Raw genomic sequence first — 19,265 nt, 5'->3', positions numbered from 1 at the left:
TGATGGAACGTGGGGTCGAGCCACCGGCCGGCGCGGTCCTCGCGCATCTCTCCCCGGCCTGGGCGTCCGGTCCCGGCTCGGCGCGGCGGGCCACCGCCGTGACCGCCGACGCCGACGGCGTCCGCCTGCACCTGCGGGCGACGCCGGGACGCTCGACGCCGAACTGCTGGTGCTCTGCTGCGGAGGTACCCCCCGACACCGCGCTCGCCGCGTCCGCCGGGCTCGCCGTCGAGCGGGGCGTGGTGGTGGACGACCGGATGCGGACCAGTGACCGCGGATCTCGGCGATCGGCGACTGCGCGCAGCACGACGGCACGCTGACCGGGCTGGTCGCGCCGGCCTGGGCGCAGGCCCGGGTGGTGGCCGACGTGCTGACCGGCGCGGACCCGCTGGCCCGCTACCGGCCCCGCCCGGCGGTGACCCGGCTCAAGGCTGCCGGCATCGATCTGGCCGCGATGGGCGACGTGGCCGGAACCGGCGACGCGGGCGGGCCGGTCGAGGAGCTGACCTTCGCCGACCCGGCCCGGGGCACGTACGCCCGGCTGCGCATCCGGGACGAGCGGCTGACCGGCGCGATCCTGCTCGGCGACAACCCGGCGGTCGGCACTGTGGTGCAGCTGTTCGACAGGGGCGCGCCGGTGCCGGCGGACCGGCGTTCGCTGCTGCTCGGCCGCGCGTTCGGCGAGGCGCCGGCCGGGCCGGCCGCGTCCCCGGCGCTGATGCCGGACGCCGCGACCGTGTGCCGGTGCAACGACGTGAGCAAGGGCGCGCTGGTGGCGTGCTGGCGGGCGGGCACCCGGACGGCGGCGGCGTTGTCCGCGTCGACCCGGGCCGGCACCGGCTGCGGCAGTTGCCGGGACGCGGTGGCCGGCATCGCCGCCTGGCTCGCCGAGGCCGATCCGCAGGCGACCGACGCGGTACGCGAGACGGTGGAGGTGGCGTCATGAGTGAGCTGATTGTCGTCGGGAACGGCATGGTCGGGCAGCGCTTCGTCGAGGCGCTGCGGGCCCGGGACACCGGCGGGCGGTGGCGGGTCACGGTGCTGGCCGAGGAGCGGCGTCCGGCGTACGACCGGGTGCGGCTCTCGGCCGTCTTCGACGGGGTGGACGCCGACGAGCTGACTGTGCACACCCCCGACGCCGGAGTGGACCTGCGCCTGGGCGAACCGGTCACCGGCGTCGACCGGGCACGGCGTGTGGTGACCACGGCGGCCGGCGAGTACCCGTACGACGCGCTGGTGCTCGCCACCGGCTCGTACGCGTTCGTGCCGCCGGTCGACGGCACCGATCTGCCAGGCGTCTTCGTCTACCGGACACTGGACGACCTGGCCGCGATCCGGGAGCACGCCCGGGGCCGCCGCACCGGCGTGGTGATCGGTGGCGGGCTGCTCGGGCTGGAGGCGGCGAACGCGCTGCGGCTGCTCGGGCTCACCACGAGCGTGGTCGAGTTCGCGCCCCGGCTGATGCCGGTGCAGGTGGACGAGGCGGGCGGGTCGATGCTGCGCCGCTACGTCGAGGAGCTGGGCGTCACGCCGTACCTCGGGGTGGCCACCACGGCGCTGCGTCCCGGGCCGGACGGCACGGTGGCCGCGCTCGACCTCGCCGACGGGCGCACGCTGGACGCGGAGCTGGTGGTGGTGGCCGCCGGGATCCGGCCGCGCGACGAGCTGGCCCGGGCGGCCGGGCTGCCGCTCGGCCCGCGCGGCGGCGTGCTGGTGGACGCCTCCTGCCGTACCGCCGACGAGCGGATCTGGGCGGTCGGTGAGTGCGCCGCGGTGGACGGGGTCTGCCACGGGCTGGTCGCGCCCGGGTACGCCACCGCCGAGGTGGTCGCGGACCGGCTGCTCGGCGGCGCGGCCACGTTCCCCGGCGCGGACACCGCGACGAAGCTGAAGCTGCTCGGCGTGGACGTGGCCTCGTTCGGCGACGCGCACGGCGTCACCCCGGGCTGCCTGGACGTGACGTTCACCGATCCGGCCACCCGCGCGTACGCGAAGCTGGTCCTCTCCGACGACGCGCGGACGCTGCTGGGCGGCGTGCTGGTCGGGGACGCGAGCGCGTACCCGGCGTTGCGGGCCAGTGTCGGCGGGCCGCTGCCCGCTGCCCCGCTGGCGCTGCTGGCGCCGGCCGGCGGCGCGGGCGCCGGCGCGGGGGCGCTGCCGGCCGCCGCCCAGGTCTGCTCCTGCAACGCGGTGACCCGGGCCGACCTGGACGCGGCGATCGCCGGCGGGGCGACCGACGTGCCGGCGTTGAAGGCGTGCACCCGCGCCGGTACGAGCTGCGGCTCCTGCGTGCCGATGCTCAAGCAGCTGCTGGACGCCGCCGGGGTGCGCCAGTCCACCGCGTTGTGCGAGCACTTCGACCTGAGCCGGCAGGAGCTGTTCGACCTGATCCGGGTGCGGGGCATCAGCACGTTCTCCCGGCTCGTCGCCGAGCACGGGCGCGGGAGCGGCTGCGACATCTGCAAGCCGGTGGTGGCCTCCATCCTGGCCTCGCTCGGGGCCGGTCACGTGCTCGACGGCGAGGCGGCGTCACTGCAGGACACGAACGACCACTTCCTGGCCAACCTGCAACGCGACGGCAGCTACTCGGTGGTGCCCCGGATTCCCGGCGGGGAGATCACCCCGGAGAAGCTGATCGCGATCGGCGAGGTGGCCCGCGACTTCCAGCTCTACACGAAGATCACCGGCGGGCAGCGGATCGACCTGTTCGGCGCGCGGGTCGACCAGTTGCCGCAGATCTGGCGCCGGCTCGTCGACGCGGGCTTCGAGTCGGGCCACGCCTACGGCAAGGCGCTGCGTACCGTGAAGTCCTGCGTCGGCGACACCTGGTGCCGCTACGGCGTGCAGGACTCGGTCGGGCTCGCCGTCGCGCTGGAGCTGCGCTACCGGGGGCTGCGCGCGCCCCACAAGCTCAAGTCCGCCGTCTCCGGCTGCGCCCGCGAGTGCGCCGAGGCCCGGAGCAAGGACTTCGGCGTCATCGCCACCGAGGGCGGCTGGAACCTGTACGTCGGCGGCAACGGCGGCTTCCGGCCCCGGCACGCCGACCTGTTCGCCACCGACCTGAGCACCGCCGAGCTGGTCAGGCTGATCGACAGGTTCCTCATGTACTACATCCGCACGGCCGACCGGTTGCAGCGCACCGCCGCCTGGATCGAGGCGATGGACGGCGGCCTGGACCACCTCCGGTCGGTGATCGTGGACGACTCGCTCGGCCTCTGCGCCGACCTCGACGCGGCGATGTCCCGGCACGTCACGAGCTACTCCGACGAGTGGCGTGACGTGCTGGAGGATCCGGACCGGCTGCGCCGCTTCACCTCGTTCGTCAACGCGCCCGGCGTGCCCGACCCGTCCATCTCGTTCACCCGGGAGCGGGGCCAGCCGGTGCCGGCCCGGGACGCCGGGCACCGCCGCCAACCCGTAGCGCTCGGACTGCCGGAGGTACGCCGATGAGCCCCGTCGTCACGCTGGACTGGACGCCGGTCTGCCCGCTGGACCGGCTCGACCTCGACCGGGGCGTGGCCGCGCTCGTCGACGGCGTGCAGGTGGCGGTGTTCCGCACCGCGAACGGGCTGTACGCGGTGGACAACCTCGACCCGGTCGGCGGCGCGTACGTCATGTCCCGCGGTCTCGTGGGCAGCCGGGGCGGCGTGCCGACGCTCGCCTCGCCGCTGCACAAGCAGGTCTACGACCTCACCACCGGGCGGTGCCTGGACCTGCCCGGCGTGACGTTGACGCGGCACCGGGTGCGCTGCCGGGACGGCCAGGTCGAGGTGCGGTTACGGCAGGAGCAGTGATGCGCGACGAGCTGGCCGGTTTCACCATCGGGGTCACCGCGGACCGGCGGCGCGACGAACTGGCCGCGCTGCTCCAGCGGCGCGGGGCGCGGGTGGTGCTCGCCCCGGCGCTGCGGATCGTCCCGCTCGCCGACGACACCGACCTGCGTGAGGCCACCCGGGCCTGCCTGGAACATCCGCCGGACGTGCTGATGGCCAACACCGGCATCGGCATGCGGGGCTGGCTGGAGGCGGCCGAGGGCTGGGGGCTGGCCGAGCCGCTGCGCGCCACGCTCGCCCGCGCGTACGTGGTGTCCCGGGGCCCGAAGGCGACCGGGGCGATCCGCGCCGCCGGACTGCGCGAGCACTGGTCGCCGGGCTCGGAGAGCTGCGACGAGGTGGTGGAGCACCTGGTCGCGCGCGGCGTGGCCGGCCAGGTGGTGGCGATGCAACTGCACGGTGAGCGGCAACCCGAGTGCACCGACGCGCTGGTGGCGGCCGGGGCCACGGTGATCGAGGTGCCGGTCTACCGGTGGGCGCCGCCGGCCGATCCGGCGCCGCTGCACCGGCTCATCGACCTGGTCGCCGGGCGGCTCGTCGACGCGGTCACGTTCACCTCGGCTCCGGCGGCCGAGGCCCTGCTGCGGGCGGCCGGGGACCGTACCGAGACGGTGCTGGAGGCGCTGCGCGGCGACGTGCTGGCCGGGTGCGTGGGCACCGTCACCGCCGAGCCGCTGGTCCGGCGTGGGGTGCCGGTGAGCGCGCCGAGCCGGGCCCGGTTGGGCGCGCTGGTCCGCACCATCGTCGAGGAGCTGCCCCGGCGCACGGTCTCGGTGAAGGCGGCCGGGCACGTGCTGACGCTGCGCGGCCACGCCGCGGTGGTGGACGGGGAACTGCGCCAGCTCGCGCCGGCCCCGATGGCCGTGCTGCGGGCGCTCGCCGCGTCACCCGGCAAGGTGCTCTCCCGCACCGCGCTGCTGCGTACGCTGCCGCGCGGCGCCGACGAGCACGCCGTGGAGATGGCCGTCGCCCGGCTGCGGGTCGGCCTGAAGGCGCCCCGCGTGGTGCAGACGGTCGTCAAGCGGGGGTACCGCCTGCGGGTCGACTGACCCGCAGGCGGTCAGCCCACCGAGGCCGGGTAGCCGTGCTCGGCCTGGAGGCGGAGCATCGCGTGCTCGACCACTGTCACCAGCACCTGCTTGACCGAGTCGCGCCGACGGGCGTCGCACAGGACCATCGGCACGTCCGGCGAGATGGCGAGCGCCTCCCGGATCTCCTCCATCTCGTAGTGCGGCGCGTCGTCGAAGCGGTTCAACGCCACGACGTACGGCAGCTTGCGGTTCTCGAAGTAGTCCAGCGGCGCGAACGCGTCGGTGATCCGCCGGGTGTCCACGAGCACCGCCGCGCCCACCGCGCCCCGGATGATCTCGTCCCACATGAACCAGAAACGGGTCTGGCCCGGGGTGCCGAACAGGTAGAGGATCAGGTCTTCGGCCATGGTGATACGGCCGAAGTCCATGGCGACCGTGGTGGTCTCCTTGCCCGGCACCTTCGACGGGTCGTCGATGCCCACGCCGGCCGCGGTCATCAGCGCCTCGGTGGTCAGCGGCTGGATCTCGGAGATCGCACCGACCAGCGTGGTCTTGCCCACGCCGAAGCCGCCCGCGACCACGATCTTCGCGGAGATGATCTCCCGGCCGCGGTTCACCCCGTCGGGGTCATAGTTCGCGAAGTCCACTTAGCACCCTTCCAAGCAGGTTCATCCGCGCCGCGAAACCCGTCGCGGGAGCGGCAGTGTGTAGCGTCAGCAGGCCCTCGGCCACCATGTCGGCGACCAGCACCCGGGTGACGCCCAGCGGCATCCGGGTGTAAGCGGCGATTTCCGCCAGCGACTGTGCCCGGCCTTCACAGACCGAGGAGATGCGGTACTTGTCGTGCCCGGCGAACCGCGCCTCGGCCGACTGCGTGGGCGTGCTGGACAGCACCGCCTCGAGCGCGATGTTCTGCAACGGCTCGGTGCGGCCCCGGGTGACCGCGTACGGTCGCACCAGCGCGCCACGCGGATCACGTCGCGGTTCCATCTCGCGATCACCTCCCCTCGTACGGAGCGCAGCGGCTCCGGCTCATGTCGGCGGGCCCGGTCAGGACCGGACGGCGTCCCTCGGCAGCGGGACCAGCGCCTGCCCGACCCGTTCCACGAGCAACGCCATCTCGTAGCCGACCTGGCCCACGTCGCAGCTGCGCGCCGCGAGCACGGCCATCGACGAGCCGTCGCTGATGGACATCAGGAACAGGTAGCCGCTGTCCATCTCGATCACGGTCTGCAGCACCCCGCCGGCGCTGAACATGCGCGCCGCGCCCTCGGTCAGGCTCACCACGCCGGAGGTGATCGCGGCAAGCTGGTCGGCCCGGTCCCCCGGCAGATCCCGGGAGGAGGCGAGCAGCAGCCCGTCCGCGGAGACCGCCACCACGTGGGCGATGCCCGCCACGCTGTCGGCGAAGTTGGTGAGAAGCCAACCCATGTCCTGCATGGCCGCCGGCCTGTTCATCGGTTCGTCTCCTTGGTCGAGGTGCTGTTCAGGTCGGCGCCGGCCGTACGGCCCCGCTGGACGCCACGGTGGTAGGCGGAGAGCAGCCCCCGGACCTCGTCCGGCGTGCGCCGGCTGCGGTCCCGGCCGCTCTTCGGCTCTATCCCACCAGGCACGAGCTGGGCCTGCGGCACCCGCTTGGGCAGGCCGGAACGGGTGGTGCCGCCGGTGGTGGGCTCCGCGGCCCGGCTGGCCCGCGTCCAGCCCTCGTCGGCCGCCGTACGCCAGGCGCTCGGGTCGATGGCGGGTGCGGGCTCGGCGGCGGGTGGCGGCGCCGGGGCGGCCGGTGGCGGCGCCGCGGCAGCCGTGGGCGGCGACGCGACGGCGGGCGACGACGGGGCGGCGTCCGCGGGTGACGCGGACGGCACGGCCGGTGCGTGGTACGCGGCCGGCGTGCTCAGCCCCGACGCCTGGGCGCCCGGGGTACGGGTGGGCAGGGGCGGGCGAGCCGACGCCGCGGGCGGCGGCACGGCCGGCTGGGCCGGCGCGGGCGGCTCGTCGAAGGTGGGCCGAGTGAAGATCGTGGTCTCGTCCTCTCCGTGCGAACGGAACCAGACCGCCTCCATCTCCCGGAATATCGGGGCCTCGGCCCGCTGCTCGGGACGGGCCACCACGGGCGTCGCCGGGGTGGTCTCCACCGCCGGCGCCGCGGCGAGCGGCTGGTAGGCCGGAGGTGCGACCGGCTGGGCGGCCTCGACGCCCGGCGACCGCTTGGGCAGCGGGTCCAGCGCCGGGTACGCCACCGTCGGCCCGCCGGCCGACCAGCCCGCCCCGGAGACCGGGGCCGGCGTTGCCGGAGGCGCCGGGACCGCCGGCAACGTGCCGGTCGCCCCGCCGAGCTGTACGGCGGGAGTGGTGTCCCGCGCCTCGGCGGGCGCCTGCCACCTGGCGGGCGGGGCGGTGGTCGCCCCGCGCCACCCGTCGGCGAGCGTCGCGGTGGCGGCGCCCCGGCCGGCGCCGGCAAGCGCGTCGGCGACGCCGACCTGGCTCAGCGGTGACTGCTCGACGGCCAGCGGCTGGCGCGGCCGGGTCAGCGGGGCCTGACCACGGTTGGCCGGCAGCACCACTGTCGAGTTCGGCAGCGTGACCTGGGCGACAGTGCCGCCCTCGACGTTGCGGCGCAGCTCGACCCGGATGCCGTACCGGGAGGCGAGCCGGCTCACCACGGCCAGACCCATCAGCCGGAACGCTGCCACGTCGACGGTCGGCGGCGCGGCCAGGCGCCGGTTGAGCGAGTCGAGCTGTTCGTCGCTGAGGCCGAGCCCCCGGTCCTCGATCTGGATCAGCACGTAGTCGCGGATCCGGCGGCCGTCGGCCACCACCGAGGTGTTCGGCGGCGAGAACCGGGTGGCGTTGTCGAGCAGCTCGGCGACCAGCCGGACGACGTCGTTGACGGCGTGGGCGGCCACCGAGATGTCGGTGTCGACGGTGCCGAACTCGATCCGGTTGTAGAGCTCCACCTCGGACTGCGCGGCGCGCAGCACGTCGACCAGGAGCGCGTCGTCGCGACGCGGCACCGCCGAGTCGGCGCCGGCGAGCACCAGCAGGTTCTCGTCGTTGCGGCGCATCCGGGTGGCCAGGTGGTCCAGCTCGAACAGCTGCGCGAGACGCTTCGGGTCCTCCTCGGACCGCTCGATCGCGTCCAGCTCGCCGATCATGCGGTCGACCAGGCTCTGCGAGCGGCGGGCCAGGTTGAGGAACATCGCCGAGACGCTCGTGCGCAGCGCGGCCTGCTCGGCCGCCACCCGCACCGCCTCCCGGTGGACCACGTTGAAGGCGACGGCCACCTGGCCGACCTCGTCGCGGTTGGTCAGCTTGATCGGGTCCCGGACCTGCTGGACGATCTCGTCCACGCCGCCGTCGCCGATGGCGTTGACGTTCTGCAGCCGGCTCACCGCGTCCGGCAGGTCGTGGTTCGCCACCGCGAGCGCGCCCTCACGCAGCCGGCGCAGCGAGTCGTTCAGCGACCGGGCGAGCACCACGGCGAGCGTCACCGCGACGGCCAGCGTGATCAGCACCAGCAGGCCCTCCACGACCGCCTGCTGGATCACGTCGGCGCGTACCTCGTCGGCGTCGGCGAGCAGGTCGTCCAGGAGCTGGATCTCCGCCCACCGCATCAGCTCGTCGACCGCGCCGATGGCGTCGGACGCCTCCTGGCGGGTGACGAGCGCGGGCCGCCCGACCGAGCGGGACAGGTCGGCGGCGACCCGGTCGGCGAGCTGGACGGCGTCACCGGACACGGTGCGGTCCACCAGGGCCCGCTGGGCCGGCGTCGCGGACCGGGAGAACGTGAGCAGCGCCTCCTGCTGACCGGTCAGGGTGGCCACGAAGGAGGAGAACTGCTCCTCGTCGATCCGGCCGGCGCCGAGCGCGGTGAAGGCGACCGCCTGCTCCTCGGCCACCTCGGCCTTGGCGTGGGCGAACGCGGCCACCGCGCGGCGGGCGTCGGCCAGGCTCTCCGCGCCCGGCTGCTGGGCCAGCGCGTCGCTGTACGCGACCAGGTCGTCCAGGACGATGCCGTAGCGCAGGCTGGCCTCGGCCACCGGCATCTGCGACCGGTCCAGCACCTCCTGGCGCGTGCCGTTCAGCGTGGACAGGTGGGCGTCGATGACCTTGAGCTGGCTGCTCACAGTGCCCGGCACGTCGCCGAGGCGGCGCCGCTCCTCCTGGTACGCCGCGATCCGCTCGTCGGTCTGGCGCACCCGCAGGTTGTACGCGTCCGGCTTCTCGTCCGGCTTGGCCAGGAAGACCGCCGCGGCCATCCGCTCCTTGTGGAGGTCCTGGGTGAGCGCCGAGATGTCGACCGACACGGCCGTCAGCGACCGGACCCGGTCCGCCTCGTACGCGCCCTGACCCACCGAGACGAGTCGGATAGTTGCCAGTGCGATGACAGCCGCGACCGGAACGACCAGGATGAGGGCGAGTTTCGAGCGGATCCGCGCGTCGCGCAGCCTCGGCAGGCGCCGTCGCCGGTTCCGCTGTTCGGCGTTGGGGCTCCCGGGCAGGGTCGTAGGTCCGGTGCTCACGACATCGCCTCCGTCGTTTCTTCCACGCGCGACCCACTGACCCGTGCCTGGTGCAGCGGCCAGCGCCACGCGCGGCACGGCCGCGATTTCATCAGACGAGATCGTGTTTGGGAAGCCGCAGGGAGGCAGGAAACGGTCGGGGTCGGCGCAACCCGTGATCCGATCACCTAATACCTTCTTTTCTCCAACCCCCTGATCAGGGGATGTCACTCCAGAGTGGTCACACGCTTCTGTGCAGTAATTGTCAGTTAATGTTCCGTGTCCCCAGCATGTGGGATGGCTGTCCCGAAACAGCACTCGAGATCCCGGCTTGACCACAGGCCCCGGCATTGGCAAGGTTTTGCAGGCTTCGCGCACACCGTACGGCACACCAATCCCGTTCCTCCACTGAGGACGGACTAGCGGCGGTGATCGGGCGTCGGCCCGCGCCGCACCTGGAGGACTGAGTTGAGCCCCATCCGCTCCGCGAGCATCGCGGCGCTCGCATCGGCCGTGCTGGCCACCACGCTCACCGGCTGCGGGATCGGCGGGGAACCGCAGGACACCAGCCCCATCGTCATCGCCGCCGACCTGGAACTCTCCGGCGCGTCCGCGCCGGTCGGCAAGGTGTACCAGCGGGCGCTGGAACTGAAGGTCGAGCAGTTGAACTCGTCCGGCGCGCTGGGCGGCCGGAAGATCGATCTGCGGGTCAAGGACAACCGCTCCGACGCTGCGGAGTCCTTGCGGAACATCAATGATTTCAGCGGCGACTCACGGGTGAGCGCCGTCATCATGGGCGGCTGCAACGAATGCGCGGTGGGCGCGGCCCGCACCATCGGCGAGAAGCGCATTCCGACGATCGCACTGGCCTCCTCGAGCGCGGTCACCGAACCGGTGGGCGAACGGCGATATGTCTTCAGGCTCGCCCCGAACGCCGCCGACAGCGCCGCCGCGCTCGCCACCGAACTGGACCGGCGCGACATCCGCAAGGTCGCGCTGCTGCACAGCGCCGACGGTTACGGCCAGGAAGGGCTCACCGCGCTGCGCCGGGAACTGGAAAAGACCACGGTGCGGCTGGTCGGCAACGAATCGGTGCGGCTCACCGACACCGAGGTCGGCACGCAGGTCAACGAATTGATCGCCGCCAAGCCGCAGGCCCTGATCCTCTGGACCACGCCGGAGCAGGCGACGCTGGCCGCGACCACGGCCCGGCAGAGCAAGTTCCGCGGCTCGCTGTTCTTCGACGCCGCGGCCGCCGGCGACCTCTTCCTGGGCCCGTCGGCCCGCTCCACCGAAGAGGCCACGCTGATCTTCACGCAGACCATGGTGATCGACGACGTGATCGCCACCACACCGGCCAAGGCGGCGCGCCGGCAGTGGTTCCAGGAGTACACCGCCCGCTTCGGCGGCTACAACGGCTTCTCCTCGTTCGCGGCCGACGCGGTCCAACTGATCGTCGACGCCGAGCAGCGCGCCGGTGGCGAACCGGGCACTGTCGACCGGGACGCGCTGCGCGACGTGCTGGAGACCTCGCAGCTGGACGGGCTGTCCGGGCCGATCCGGATGACGCCGGACAACCACTCCGGGTTGATGCCGCAGGCGTTGACGACGCTGGTGGCGCGTGGTGGTCGCTGGCGGCTCGCCGGTTAGTCACTGTTGGGGCGTGGCCCCACCGCAACCGGCTCCGGGCGGTCAGGCTTGATCCCTGCGCCGGTTGCGGTGGGGCCACGCCTGTCGTGGTCGGCCGCCATCCGTGGGTTGAGGTTTCCTTCTGGGTTCTCGGCCGACGTCGGGTTACCTGGTTGTGGTCAGCGGGCTGAGGTGGTGGCCTTCACCCAGGGCAGGGCCAGGCGCTCGACGAGGCTGAGGGCGGCGTAGAGCGCGATGCTCATCAGGGCCACCAGCACGATCGCCGCCCAGGCGGTGGCGGTGTCGCCGACGCCGTTGTACTGCAGGATCTGGTAGCCCAGACCGGGACGGTCCGAGTAGAACTCGCCGATCACCGCGCCGATCGCGGCCAGCGGCATGGCCACCTTGAGCCCGACGAAGATCTGCGGCAGCGCGGACGGGAAGCGCACCTTGCGGAACGACTGCCACCACGAGGCGTTCAGCGACCGGCTCAGCTCCGCCAGGTCCGCCGGCGTGGTGGTCAGGCCGGTGGCGGTGGAGAGCACGATCGGGAAGAAGCAGAGCAGGAACACCATGGTCAGAATGGGTTTCTGACCCCAGCCGACGGCCACCACCAGCAGCGGCCCGAACGCGATCTTCGGGACCGCGTTCACGGCCACCAGCAACGGCGCGAACATCCGCTCGACCCGGCGGGACGCGGCCAGCGCCATCCCGATCAGCACCCCGGCGGCCGACGAGAGCAGGAAGCCGAGCACTGTCATCCAGGTGGTGATGCCCAACGCGGGCAGCAGCACGTCGGTGGCGTTCGCGAGGGACTCCCCCACCGCCTGCGGCGGCGGCAGCGCGGCCGGGTGCACCAGGTTCAGCCCCGAGGTGACCAGCCACCAGCCGGCCACCGCGATCACCAGGCCGAGCGCCGGCAGCCCGACCGCAGCCGGACGCTCGGCGAACCCCCGCCGGACCGCCGGGCGCGGCTGCGGCGCCTCCGGCCGGGCCTCGGTCAACTGTGTCAACGTGTCCTCCTCTCTGCGCCGGTCGGTGCGACCGGCACGGGAAGGGGGTGCGCCCCGCCGGGTGTCCGGCGGGGCGCACCCCCGTTGGCCCGAGCGGACCGGTCAGGCCTTCGGCGCGAGGTCGAAGTCGATGATCTGGTCCGGGGTGAGGTCCTGCTTGAGCGCGCCCGCGCCCTTCAGCAGGGCGATGCTCTTGGCCACCCGGCCACTGTCCAGCGTGCCGATCGCGGTGCCGGAGTTGCTCGACCGGACGTACGCGGCCATCAGCTGAAGCTCGGCGGAGGCCGCGGCCGGGACGGCGGCCGGCACGTTCTTCTTCAGGATCTCGGCGGCCTCGTCCGGGTTCGCCAGCGAGTACTCCAGGCCCTTGAGCAGCGCGGCGGTGAACTTCTTCACCATCTCCGGCTTCTCCTTGGCGAGCTTCGTGGAAGTGATCAGCGCGTTGCCGTAGAGGTCCTGCATCACGTTGCTGTACGGCAGGATGACCGGCTTCTTCTTGGTCACCGTCTCCACCGTCGGCTGGCCGACGACGAACTGGCCGATGCCGTCCACCGAGCCGGAGCCGAGCATCGGCATCAGGCTCTGCGCCTCACCGTTGACCCAGGTCACCTTGCTGCCGTCGATGCCGGCGAGCCGCGCGTACGTGGGGAAGAGGTTGCGCACGACGGAGGAGGGGGTGTCCGCGAGCTTCTTGCCCTCGAGGTCCTTCGGGGTGGCGATGTTCTTGCCCTCGACCGTGACGATCGCGGCCATGGTGCGCTGCTGGATCGCGGCCACCGCCACGAAGTCCTTCGCCAGGCCGTTGCCGAGCTGGAGGATGCCACCGGTCAGGTCGATCGGGCCGAACTGGGCCTGCCCGCCGGTGATGGTCTGGATGACGGAGCCGGTGCCCTGGCCGGGCTTGATGTCGACGTCGAAACCGGCCTCCTTGAAGAAGCCCTTGTCCTTCGCCACCCAGGCGTAGGAGTCACGGCCGAAGTTGCCGAACGAGGTGAGGTACGTCACCTTTTCCAGCGCGCCGCCGTTTCCGCCGCCGCTCTCGGACTTGTCCGAGTCGCTGCTGCAGCCGCCCACGAGGGCGAGGGCGGTAGCCAGAGCCGCGGCGGCGACCGTACGGGTCAGCCTTCTCATCAGTGCACCATGTCCTTTCCGACCAGGACTTTCTCGCCGGTCGGGTCGTGGGTCCGACGGGGCCGGCAGGAGGGTTGGGCCGACTGGACCGTCGTGAGGGGACTCTTCGCGCGCAACAGCGTACGAGAAGGCGGATGGCGCGCTCCCTCCGTCCCGGTTGCGGAACGGAAACGAAGTTGCGTGACGGAAAGCGGACTGACGTCCACCCCGGACAGTGCTATAAGCACCGTCCGCTACGCTAGCCCGGCTCGCATTCGGACGACGTGGAAGGGAGCCGGCGGAAGATGATCCGACTGTCCGGGGTGTCCCGCACCTTCGACGGCCGATCCGGGCAGGTGGAGGCGCTGCGCGGCATCGACCTCGACGTCGCCGAAGGCGAGTTCGTCGCCGTACTCGGCCGGTCCGGCTGTGGCAAGTCCACGCTCCTGCGCATGATCGCCGGCCTGCTCCCGGTCAGCGGCGGCGAGATCACCGTGGCCGGTACGCCGATCACGAAGCCCCGCCGCGACGTGGCGATGCTGTTCCAGCGGCCGGCGCTGCTGCCCTGGCGCACCGTGCTGGACAACGTGCTGCTGCCGGTGGAGATCTTCGGCTGGCGCCGGGCCGAGCACCGTGACCGGGCCCGCCAGCTGCTGGAGATGGCCGGGCTGGGCGGCTTCGAGAAGCGGCTCCCGCACGAGCTGTCCGGCGGCATGCAGCAGCGCGTCTCGCTCTGCCGGTCGCTCATCGGCTCACCCCGGGTGATGCTCATGGACGAGCCGTTCTCCGCGCTCGACGCGCTCACCCGCGAGGAGCTCTCCGGCGAACTCCAGCGGGTGCACATGGAGACGAAGGCCACCATCGTCTTCGTCACCCACTCGATCGACGAGGCAGTGCTGCTCGCCGACCGGGTCGTCGTGCTCAGCCCGCGCCCCGGCCGGATCCGCGAGGTGGTCGAGGTGAACGTCCCCCGGCCCCGCACGCTCGGCCGGCACGAGCACCTGGCCGACGTCGCGCGGATCAGCGCCGAACTGCACGAACTGCTGATGGAGCGGGACGCCCCGGGCGTACCCGCGGCGGGAGGACGGTGACCATGCGGGTCTCGGTCTTCACCGAACCCCACCGCGGAGCGGACTACGACGACCAGCTCCGGTTCGCCCGGCTGGTCGAGGAGACCGGCTTCGAGGGCTTCTTCCGGGCCGACCACTACCGGGCGATGGGGGACGAGCCGGCGCTGCCCGGCCCCACCGACGCCTGGCTGACGCTCGCCGCGCTGGCCCGGGAGACCTCCCGGATCCGGCTCGGCACGCTCGTCACGTCCGCCACGTTCCGGCTCCCCGGGCCGCTCGCCGTCATGGTCGCCCAGGTCGACCGGATGAGCGGCGGCCGGGTCGAGCTGGGCATCGGCGCCGGCTGGTACGAGCGTGAGCACACCGCGTTCGGCATCCCGTTCCCGCCGGTCAGCGAACGCTTCGACCGGCTCGCCGAGCAGCTGGAGATCGTCACCGGGCTGTGGCGCACCCCGGCCGACGAGACGTACAGCTTCACCGGCGAGCACTACCGCCTGGTCGACGCGCCGACGCTGCCCAAACCGGTGCAGCAGCCCGGCCCGCCGGTGATCGTCGGCGGCCGGGGACCGAAGCGCACGCCCGAGCTGGCCGCCCGCTACGCCGACGAGTTCAACATGCCGTTCAAGAGCGTGGCCGAGACCGCCTCCGCGTACGACCGGGTCCGGGAGGCGTGCGACCGCACCGGCCGGGACGCCTCCGGCCGGGCCCTGCTGACACTCTCCGCCGGCATCGTCGTGGCGATCGGACGCACCGACGCCGAGGCGCAGCGCCGGGCCGCCCCGCTGCACGTCACGAGCGCGCTGCCGCCGGAGGACCCGGTGGTCGGTTCCCCCGCCCAGCTCGTGGACCGGATCGGCGAGTTCGCCGCGATCGGGGCCACCCGGGTGCACCTGCGCCTGATCGACTTCGACGACCTCGACCACGTGGAGCTCATCGCCGCCGAGGTGCTCCCCCAACTGGACGGACCACGATGACCGAACTCTCCACCGACCTCGAACTCGGCCCGGTGGGCCAGGAGATCGTGTACGAGAACGACCGCGTACGGGTCTGGCACATCCGGCTGGAGCCGGGTGAGCGGCAGCCGCTGCACCGCCACGACCACCCGTACCTGGTGGTGGCGGTCCAGGGCGCGAAGAACGTGGTGCAGACGATCGACGGCACCACCATCGACGCCGACGAGCCGACCGGCGGCGTCGTCTACCGGGATCCGGGCGCGGTGCACATGCTGACGAACGTCGGCGACACCACCTACCTCGCCCGCCTGGTCGAGCTGAAGTAGCCACGCCGGCAGGTTCGCCGCGCCGCGCGGCGGCAAGGTGGCGATCGGGGGCACCGGGCCGTAACGTGCCGGACATGGCCTTTCGGACGTGGGGCAGGCTGCTGCTCACGGCGCTCGGAGTGAGCGTACTGGCCGGGGCCGGCCAGTTGGGCATCGCGTACGGCTTCGGAGTCGTCCGCCTCGACGGCGCGTTCGTCGACGCCTCGGTGAACCGGTGGCCCGCCCAGCTCGTCTGGGTGGGCTGGTTCGCCGTGGTCGCCACGGTCGCCGGAGCCGTCCTCACCGAACGCTTCGCCCGCCGCGACGACCTCCCCGGCGGCACCACCGAACTGCTCTCCATCGCCGGCGTCAGCGCGCTGGGCGCGACAGTGGTGGCCCCGCTGTGCATGCAACCGGCCCGCGCGGCCGAGCTGGCCGGATCCGTCGACCCGGTCTGGGCCGCCGGTGTCTGCGCCGCGCTCGGCGCGGTGGTCGGCGCGGGCGCGGCGATCGCCGTACTGCTGAAGCCGCCGTTCGGCTGGGGCGTGGCGATCACCGCCGGGATCGTCTGGCTGCTGGCGCTGCTGTCCGTCGCGCCCACCATCGTCTCGGACCGCCCGCTGGCATCCGTCCGGCTCGGCGTCCTCGAACCGTCCTGGCTGGACCCGGCGGCCGCGCAGCGCCTGTCCATGCTGCTGCTGCCCACGCTGGCCCTGCTCGCCGGTGGCGCGGTCGGCGTGCTGGCCCGCCGCGCCGGATGGCCGCCGCTGGTCGGTGGCGCGGCCGGCGCGGCCGGTCCGGTGCTCGTCGCGTTCGCCTACCTGACTGCCGGCCCGGGCGCGGCGACCGACAGGTACCAGATCGCGCCCTACTACGGCGCGCTGATCGCTGTCGTCGCCGGTGCTCTCGGCTCGACCGCCACCACGATGCTGCCCCGGCCGGTCACCGCCGACGGCGATCCCGATGCAATCGAGGCCACCGAACTCCTCGCGCCGCTGCCGCACTCGGCCGCTCCGGGCGTCCCGGCCGCCCCGCCCGCGCCGCCGGTGACGAGCGGCGCCGCCGCGCCCGCGCACTGGAACTGGCCGGAGCCCGGCGGCTCGGCCACGGCGACGGCTCCGGCCGGTACCGATCTTCCCGCCGCCGGCCGGCCGGCCCTCGCGGATCTGCCCGCCGCCGATCTGCCGACCGCTGCGGAACGGCCGGCGGGTGAGCGCCCGGCCGTCGCCGACACGAGCCACGGCCAGCCCATGCCGGGTCTGCTGCCCCCGGGGCGCCGGACCTCGGCCATCGACGTCCTCGCCGCGGGCCGCCCCGACCCGGTCGCGGGTCAGGTCACGGGCACGGGTCCGGGCACGGGCACGGGCACGGGTCCGGGCACGGCCCACGCGGACAGCACCGGCGAGGCGGCCACCACGGACCGTCCGGCCACTCCCGACCCGGCCGCCGGTTCCGAAGCCGCCGATCGAGCGTCCGGGCAGGCCACCGGCATTCCGGCCGACAGCGAGACCGCCACCGCCACCGGCACCGGCACCGGCACCGGCACCGGCACGGACGATGCCGCACCGGCGCCGGAAGCGGCGGCGACCACGCCACGGGTGACCCGGCCGCGCCGTACCCGCGCGGGCCGGTCCAGCGGGACTACCGACGGGCCGGTGTCATCCGCCGACGGCACAGCACCCCGCCCCGGAGACGTCACCACTCCCAGCGCCGGCGCGGGCACCACCGCGAAGGACGCATCACCGGCCACCGCCGACAGCCACGTTCCCGGCCCGCGTACGGACAGCGGCGCCCTCGCCGGGCCGGTCACGGCCGACGCGGGCAGTGACACCCCCGCCGCGCCACCGGCCGAAGCCCCCGGAGACACCGGCGCGGCCGGGCGCCTCGCACGCCCCGGCGTAGCGGCAACCCTGTTCGCTAACGCCTCGGCGGATCCTTGGGGTAACGGCCCGTGTTAATTAGAGTGTCATGCCGGCTAAGCGGAGTTATAGGTGGCCTGTCTGTGCCATCAAAGACTGCACATCATGCCGACCCGCCTAGACTGGGAGAACTTTGGCTCTCGTTTGATCGCCGAGCGTGGGAGCCGACGCCGAGCCGATCCCCCAGGCCACGAACCCGGACCGGGACGACACGAGCACCGACTCGAACGTGGTGGCGCCGACCGGGCGTACCGGACGCAACTTCTTCTTCGACGACCCGTCGCCCGCCCCGTCGACCCGGCCGCGGTTCGCGATGTTCGAGGACGTGACCGGGCAGCCCGGCGAGGTGCGCCCGGCCTGGCCGATCACCCCGGCGGGCCGGCCGCACCGCGCGACCGCCGAACCGGACGCGCCGGACCGGGACGCCGCGGACGCGGTCGCCCCGGGCGAGCCGGCGCCGCGTCCCCGGCACCGTGGTCTGCCCGAGCCGGGTGCGAGCACCGGTTGGGACGCGCTCGCCACGAACGCCCGCCCGGCGGGGCCGCTCGCCCGGCCGGAGGCGGGGATTCCGCTCGCCCGGCCCGAGGCGGCGACTGCCGTGCCGGGCGAGGCGGGCGCCGCGCTGCCGGAGGCCACGGAGACGGAGGCGGACTCCCGGCGCGGGCGGCACGCCGGACCGGACGACGCCGACGCGCCGCGGGAAGCCGAAGGCCCGGCGGGCTGTTTCCGGGCAACCGGGGAAGGGCGACCCGGAGCCGGCGGAGCGTACGGCCGAGCCCGGCGACGCGGCCGACGACGAGTACGTGGACTGGGTCGCCGGTCTCGCCTCGGACGACAACGCCGACGACGCCCGCTCGCTGCGTACCGGACGGCACCACCGCGACTGAACGAGCACCGGGGCGGGCCGGAACGCCAGGCCCGCCCCGGGCCCGCTCACGCCAGTGGCAGGTAGACCCGTGACCCGCCGGCGACGAACTCCTCCGACTTGTCACGCATGCCCCGCGCCGCGTACTCCTTCAACTCCTGCGTGATCTTCATGGAGCAGAACTTCGGGCCGCACATCGAGCAGAAGTGCGCGGTCTTCGCGGGCTCGGCGGGCAGCGTCGCGTCGTGGTACGACCGCGCGGTCTCCGGGTCGAGCGCCAGGTTGAACTGGTCCTCCCAGCGGAACTCGAACCGGGCCTTGGACAGCGCGTCGTCCCACGCCTGCGCGCCGGGGTGCCCCTTGGCCAGGTCGGCCGCGTGCGCCGCGATCTTGTACGCGATCACGCCCGCCTTCACGTCGTCGCGGTCCGGCAGCCCGAGGTGCTCCTTCGGGGTGACGTAGCAGAGCATGGCGGTGCCGAACATGCCGATCATCGCCGCGCCGATCGCGGAGGTGATGTGGTCGTACGCGGGTGCGATGTCGGTGGTCAGCGGCCCGAGCGTGTAGAACGGTGCCTCGTGGCACCACTCCTGCTGGAGGTCCACGTTCTCCTTGATCTTGTGCATCGGCACGTGCCCGGGGCCCTCGATCATCACCTGGACGTCGTGCTCCCAGGCGATCTTCGTCAGCTCGCCGAGCGTGCGCAGCTCGGCGAACTGCGCCTCGTCGTTGGCGTCCGCGATGGAGCCGGGGCGCAGGCCGTCGCCGAGGGAGAACGTCACGTCGTACTTCGCGAGCAGCGAACACAGCTCCCGGAAGTTCGTGTAGAGGAAGTTCTCCTCGTGGTGCGCCAGGCACCAGGCCGCCATGATCGAGCCGCCCCGGGACACGATGCCCGTCACCCGGTTCACCGCGAGCGGCACGTACGGCAGCAGGACCCCGGCGTGCACGGTCATGTAGTCGACGCCCTGTTCCGCCTGCTCGATGACGGTCTCGCGGAACACCTCCCAGCTCAGCTTCACCGGGTCGCCGCCG

General features: G+C 73.3%; 16 protein-coding genes and 1 pseudogene. 10 read left to right on the top strand and 7 right to left on the bottom strand.

What is annotated here, in order from left to right:
• From MCBG_RS23665 to MCBG_RS23650, 4 genes and pseudogenes are all read left to right on the top strand, one after another.
• Positions 1-946, top strand: a pseudogene (locus MCBG_RS23665) (FAD-dependent oxidoreductase); the annotation flags it as partial.
• Positions 943-3,450: a nitrite reductase large subunit NirB gene (gene nirB / locus MCBG_RS23660; protein WP_043328285.1), complete on the top strand. Its 2,508-nt coding sequence runs from the start codon at positions 943-945 to the stop codon at positions 3,448-3,450. The pseudogene MCBG_RS23665 and the gene nirB, both read left to right, overlap by 4 nt.
• Entirely contained in the window at positions 3,447-3,794 is a 348-nt protein-coding gene (nirD, locus tag MCBG_RS23655; protein WP_043328283.1) for a nitrite reductase small subunit NirD, read from the top strand. Before nirB ends, nirD begins: the two co-directional genes overlap by 4 nt.
• On the top strand, positions 3,794-4,882 hold the full coding sequence (locus MCBG_RS23650) for a uroporphyrinogen-III synthase (RefSeq protein ID WP_030501576.1): 1,089 nt from the start codon (positions 3,794-3,796) through the stop codon (positions 4,880-4,882). Before nirD ends, MCBG_RS23650 begins: the two co-directional genes overlap by 1 nt.
• 11 nt (positions 4,883-4,893) lie before the next feature.
• On the opposite strand, the gene MCBG_RS23645 is transcribed toward MCBG_RS23650, so the two are convergent.
• The 4 genes from MCBG_RS23645 to MCBG_RS23630 are packed head-to-tail and all read right to left on the bottom strand — an operon-like array spanning position 4,894 to position 9,387.
• Positions 4,894-5,511: a GTP-binding protein gene (locus tag MCBG_RS23645; protein WP_030501577.1), complete on the bottom strand. Its 618-nt coding sequence runs from the start codon at positions 5,509-5,511 to the stop codon at positions 4,894-4,896.
• Positions 5,492-5,854, bottom strand: coding sequence for a DUF742 domain-containing protein (locus tag MCBG_RS23640; RefSeq protein WP_030501578.1), 363 nt, complete (start codon positions 5,852-5,854; stop codon positions 5,492-5,494). Before MCBG_RS23640 ends, MCBG_RS23645 begins: the two co-directional genes overlap by 20 nt.
• Positions 5,855-5,914: 60 nt before the next feature.
• The gene (locus tag MCBG_RS23635; protein WP_013288588.1) at positions 5,915-6,322 is read right to left on the bottom strand and encodes a roadblock/LC7 domain-containing protein; all 408 of its coding nucleotides are present in this window, start codon (positions 6,320-6,322) and stop codon (positions 5,915-5,917) included.
• Positions 6,319-9,387 (bottom strand): sensor histidine kinase, encoded by a 3,069-nt coding sequence (locus MCBG_RS23630; protein WP_043328280.1) that lies wholly within the window; start codon positions 9,385-9,387, stop codon positions 6,319-6,321. The genes MCBG_RS23635 and MCBG_RS23630 overlap by 4 nt, the downstream gene beginning before the upstream one ends.
• Positions 9,388-9,834: 447 nt before the next feature.
• Between MCBG_RS23630 and MCBG_RS23625 the strand changes: the two genes are divergently transcribed.
• Positions 9,835-11,016, top strand: coding sequence for an ABC transporter substrate-binding protein (locus MCBG_RS23625; protein WP_043328278.1), 1,182 nt, complete (start codon positions 9,835-9,837; stop codon positions 11,014-11,016).
• 158 nt (positions 11,017-11,174) lie between these two features.
• On the opposite strand, the gene MCBG_RS23620 is transcribed toward MCBG_RS23625, so the two are convergent.
• Together MCBG_RS23620 and MCBG_RS23615 are read right to left on the bottom strand one after the other, a co-directional pair.
• Complete coding sequence (locus MCBG_RS23620) at positions 11,175-12,008, bottom strand: ABC transporter permease (RefSeq protein WP_043328276.1); 834 nt, start codon at positions 12,006-12,008, stop codon at positions 11,175-11,177.
• 102 nt (positions 12,009-12,110) lie between these two features.
• Entirely contained in the window at positions 12,111-13,139 is a 1,029-nt protein-coding gene (locus tag MCBG_RS23615) for an ABC transporter substrate-binding protein (protein WP_043328275.1), read from the bottom strand.
• A 284-nt stretch (positions 13,140-13,423) separates the two neighbouring features.
• Here MCBG_RS23615 and MCBG_RS23610 point away from each other — a divergent pair, with 284 nt between their 5' ends.
• From MCBG_RS23610 to MCBG_RS23590, 5 genes are all read left to right on the top strand, one after another.
• Positions 13,424-14,209, top strand: coding sequence for an ABC transporter ATP-binding protein (locus tag MCBG_RS23610; RefSeq protein WP_043328274.1), 786 nt, complete (start codon positions 13,424-13,426; stop codon positions 14,207-14,209).
• A 2-nt stretch (positions 14,210-14,211) separates the two neighbouring features.
• Positions 14,212-15,162 (top strand): LLM class F420-dependent oxidoreductase, encoded by a 951-nt coding sequence (locus MCBG_RS23605; protein WP_043328272.1) that lies wholly within the window; start codon positions 14,212-14,214, stop codon positions 15,160-15,162.
• Positions 15,159-15,467 carry a cupin domain-containing protein gene (locus tag MCBG_RS23600; RefSeq protein WP_043328269.1) on the top strand — a complete coding sequence of 103 codons (309 nt, stop codon included), beginning with the start codon at positions 15,159-15,161 and terminating at the stop codon, positions 15,465-15,467. Before MCBG_RS23605 ends, MCBG_RS23600 begins: the two co-directional genes overlap by 4 nt.
• A 74-nt stretch (positions 15,468-15,541) precedes the next feature.
• The gene (locus tag MCBG_RS31280) at positions 15,542-17,404 is read left to right on the top strand and encodes a hypothetical protein (RefSeq protein ID WP_051611353.1); all 1,863 of its coding nucleotides are present in this window, start codon (positions 15,542-15,544) and stop codon (positions 17,402-17,404) included.
• 118 nt (positions 17,405-17,522) lie between these two features.
• Positions 17,523-18,317 (top strand): hypothetical protein, encoded by a 795-nt coding sequence (locus MCBG_RS23590; protein WP_043328268.1) that lies wholly within the window; start codon positions 17,523-17,525, stop codon positions 18,315-18,317.
• On the opposite strand, the gene thiC is transcribed toward MCBG_RS23590, so the two are convergent.
• On the bottom strand, positions 18,299-19,265 hold a 967-nt coding region (gene thiC / locus MCBG_RS32010; RefSeq protein ID WP_043328266.1), incomplete at its 5' end, for a phosphomethylpyrimidine synthase. The two genes, MCBG_RS23590 and thiC, sit on opposite strands and share 19 nt — an antisense overlap.

Origin of the sequence: Micromonospora sp. M42, from assembly GCF_000568915.1 — a bacterium.
Classification (GTDB): Bacteria; Actinomycetota; Actinomycetes; order Mycobacteriales; family Micromonosporaceae; genus Micromonospora; species Micromonospora chalcea.
This window is presented reverse-complemented; position numbering and strand designations above follow the sequence as displayed.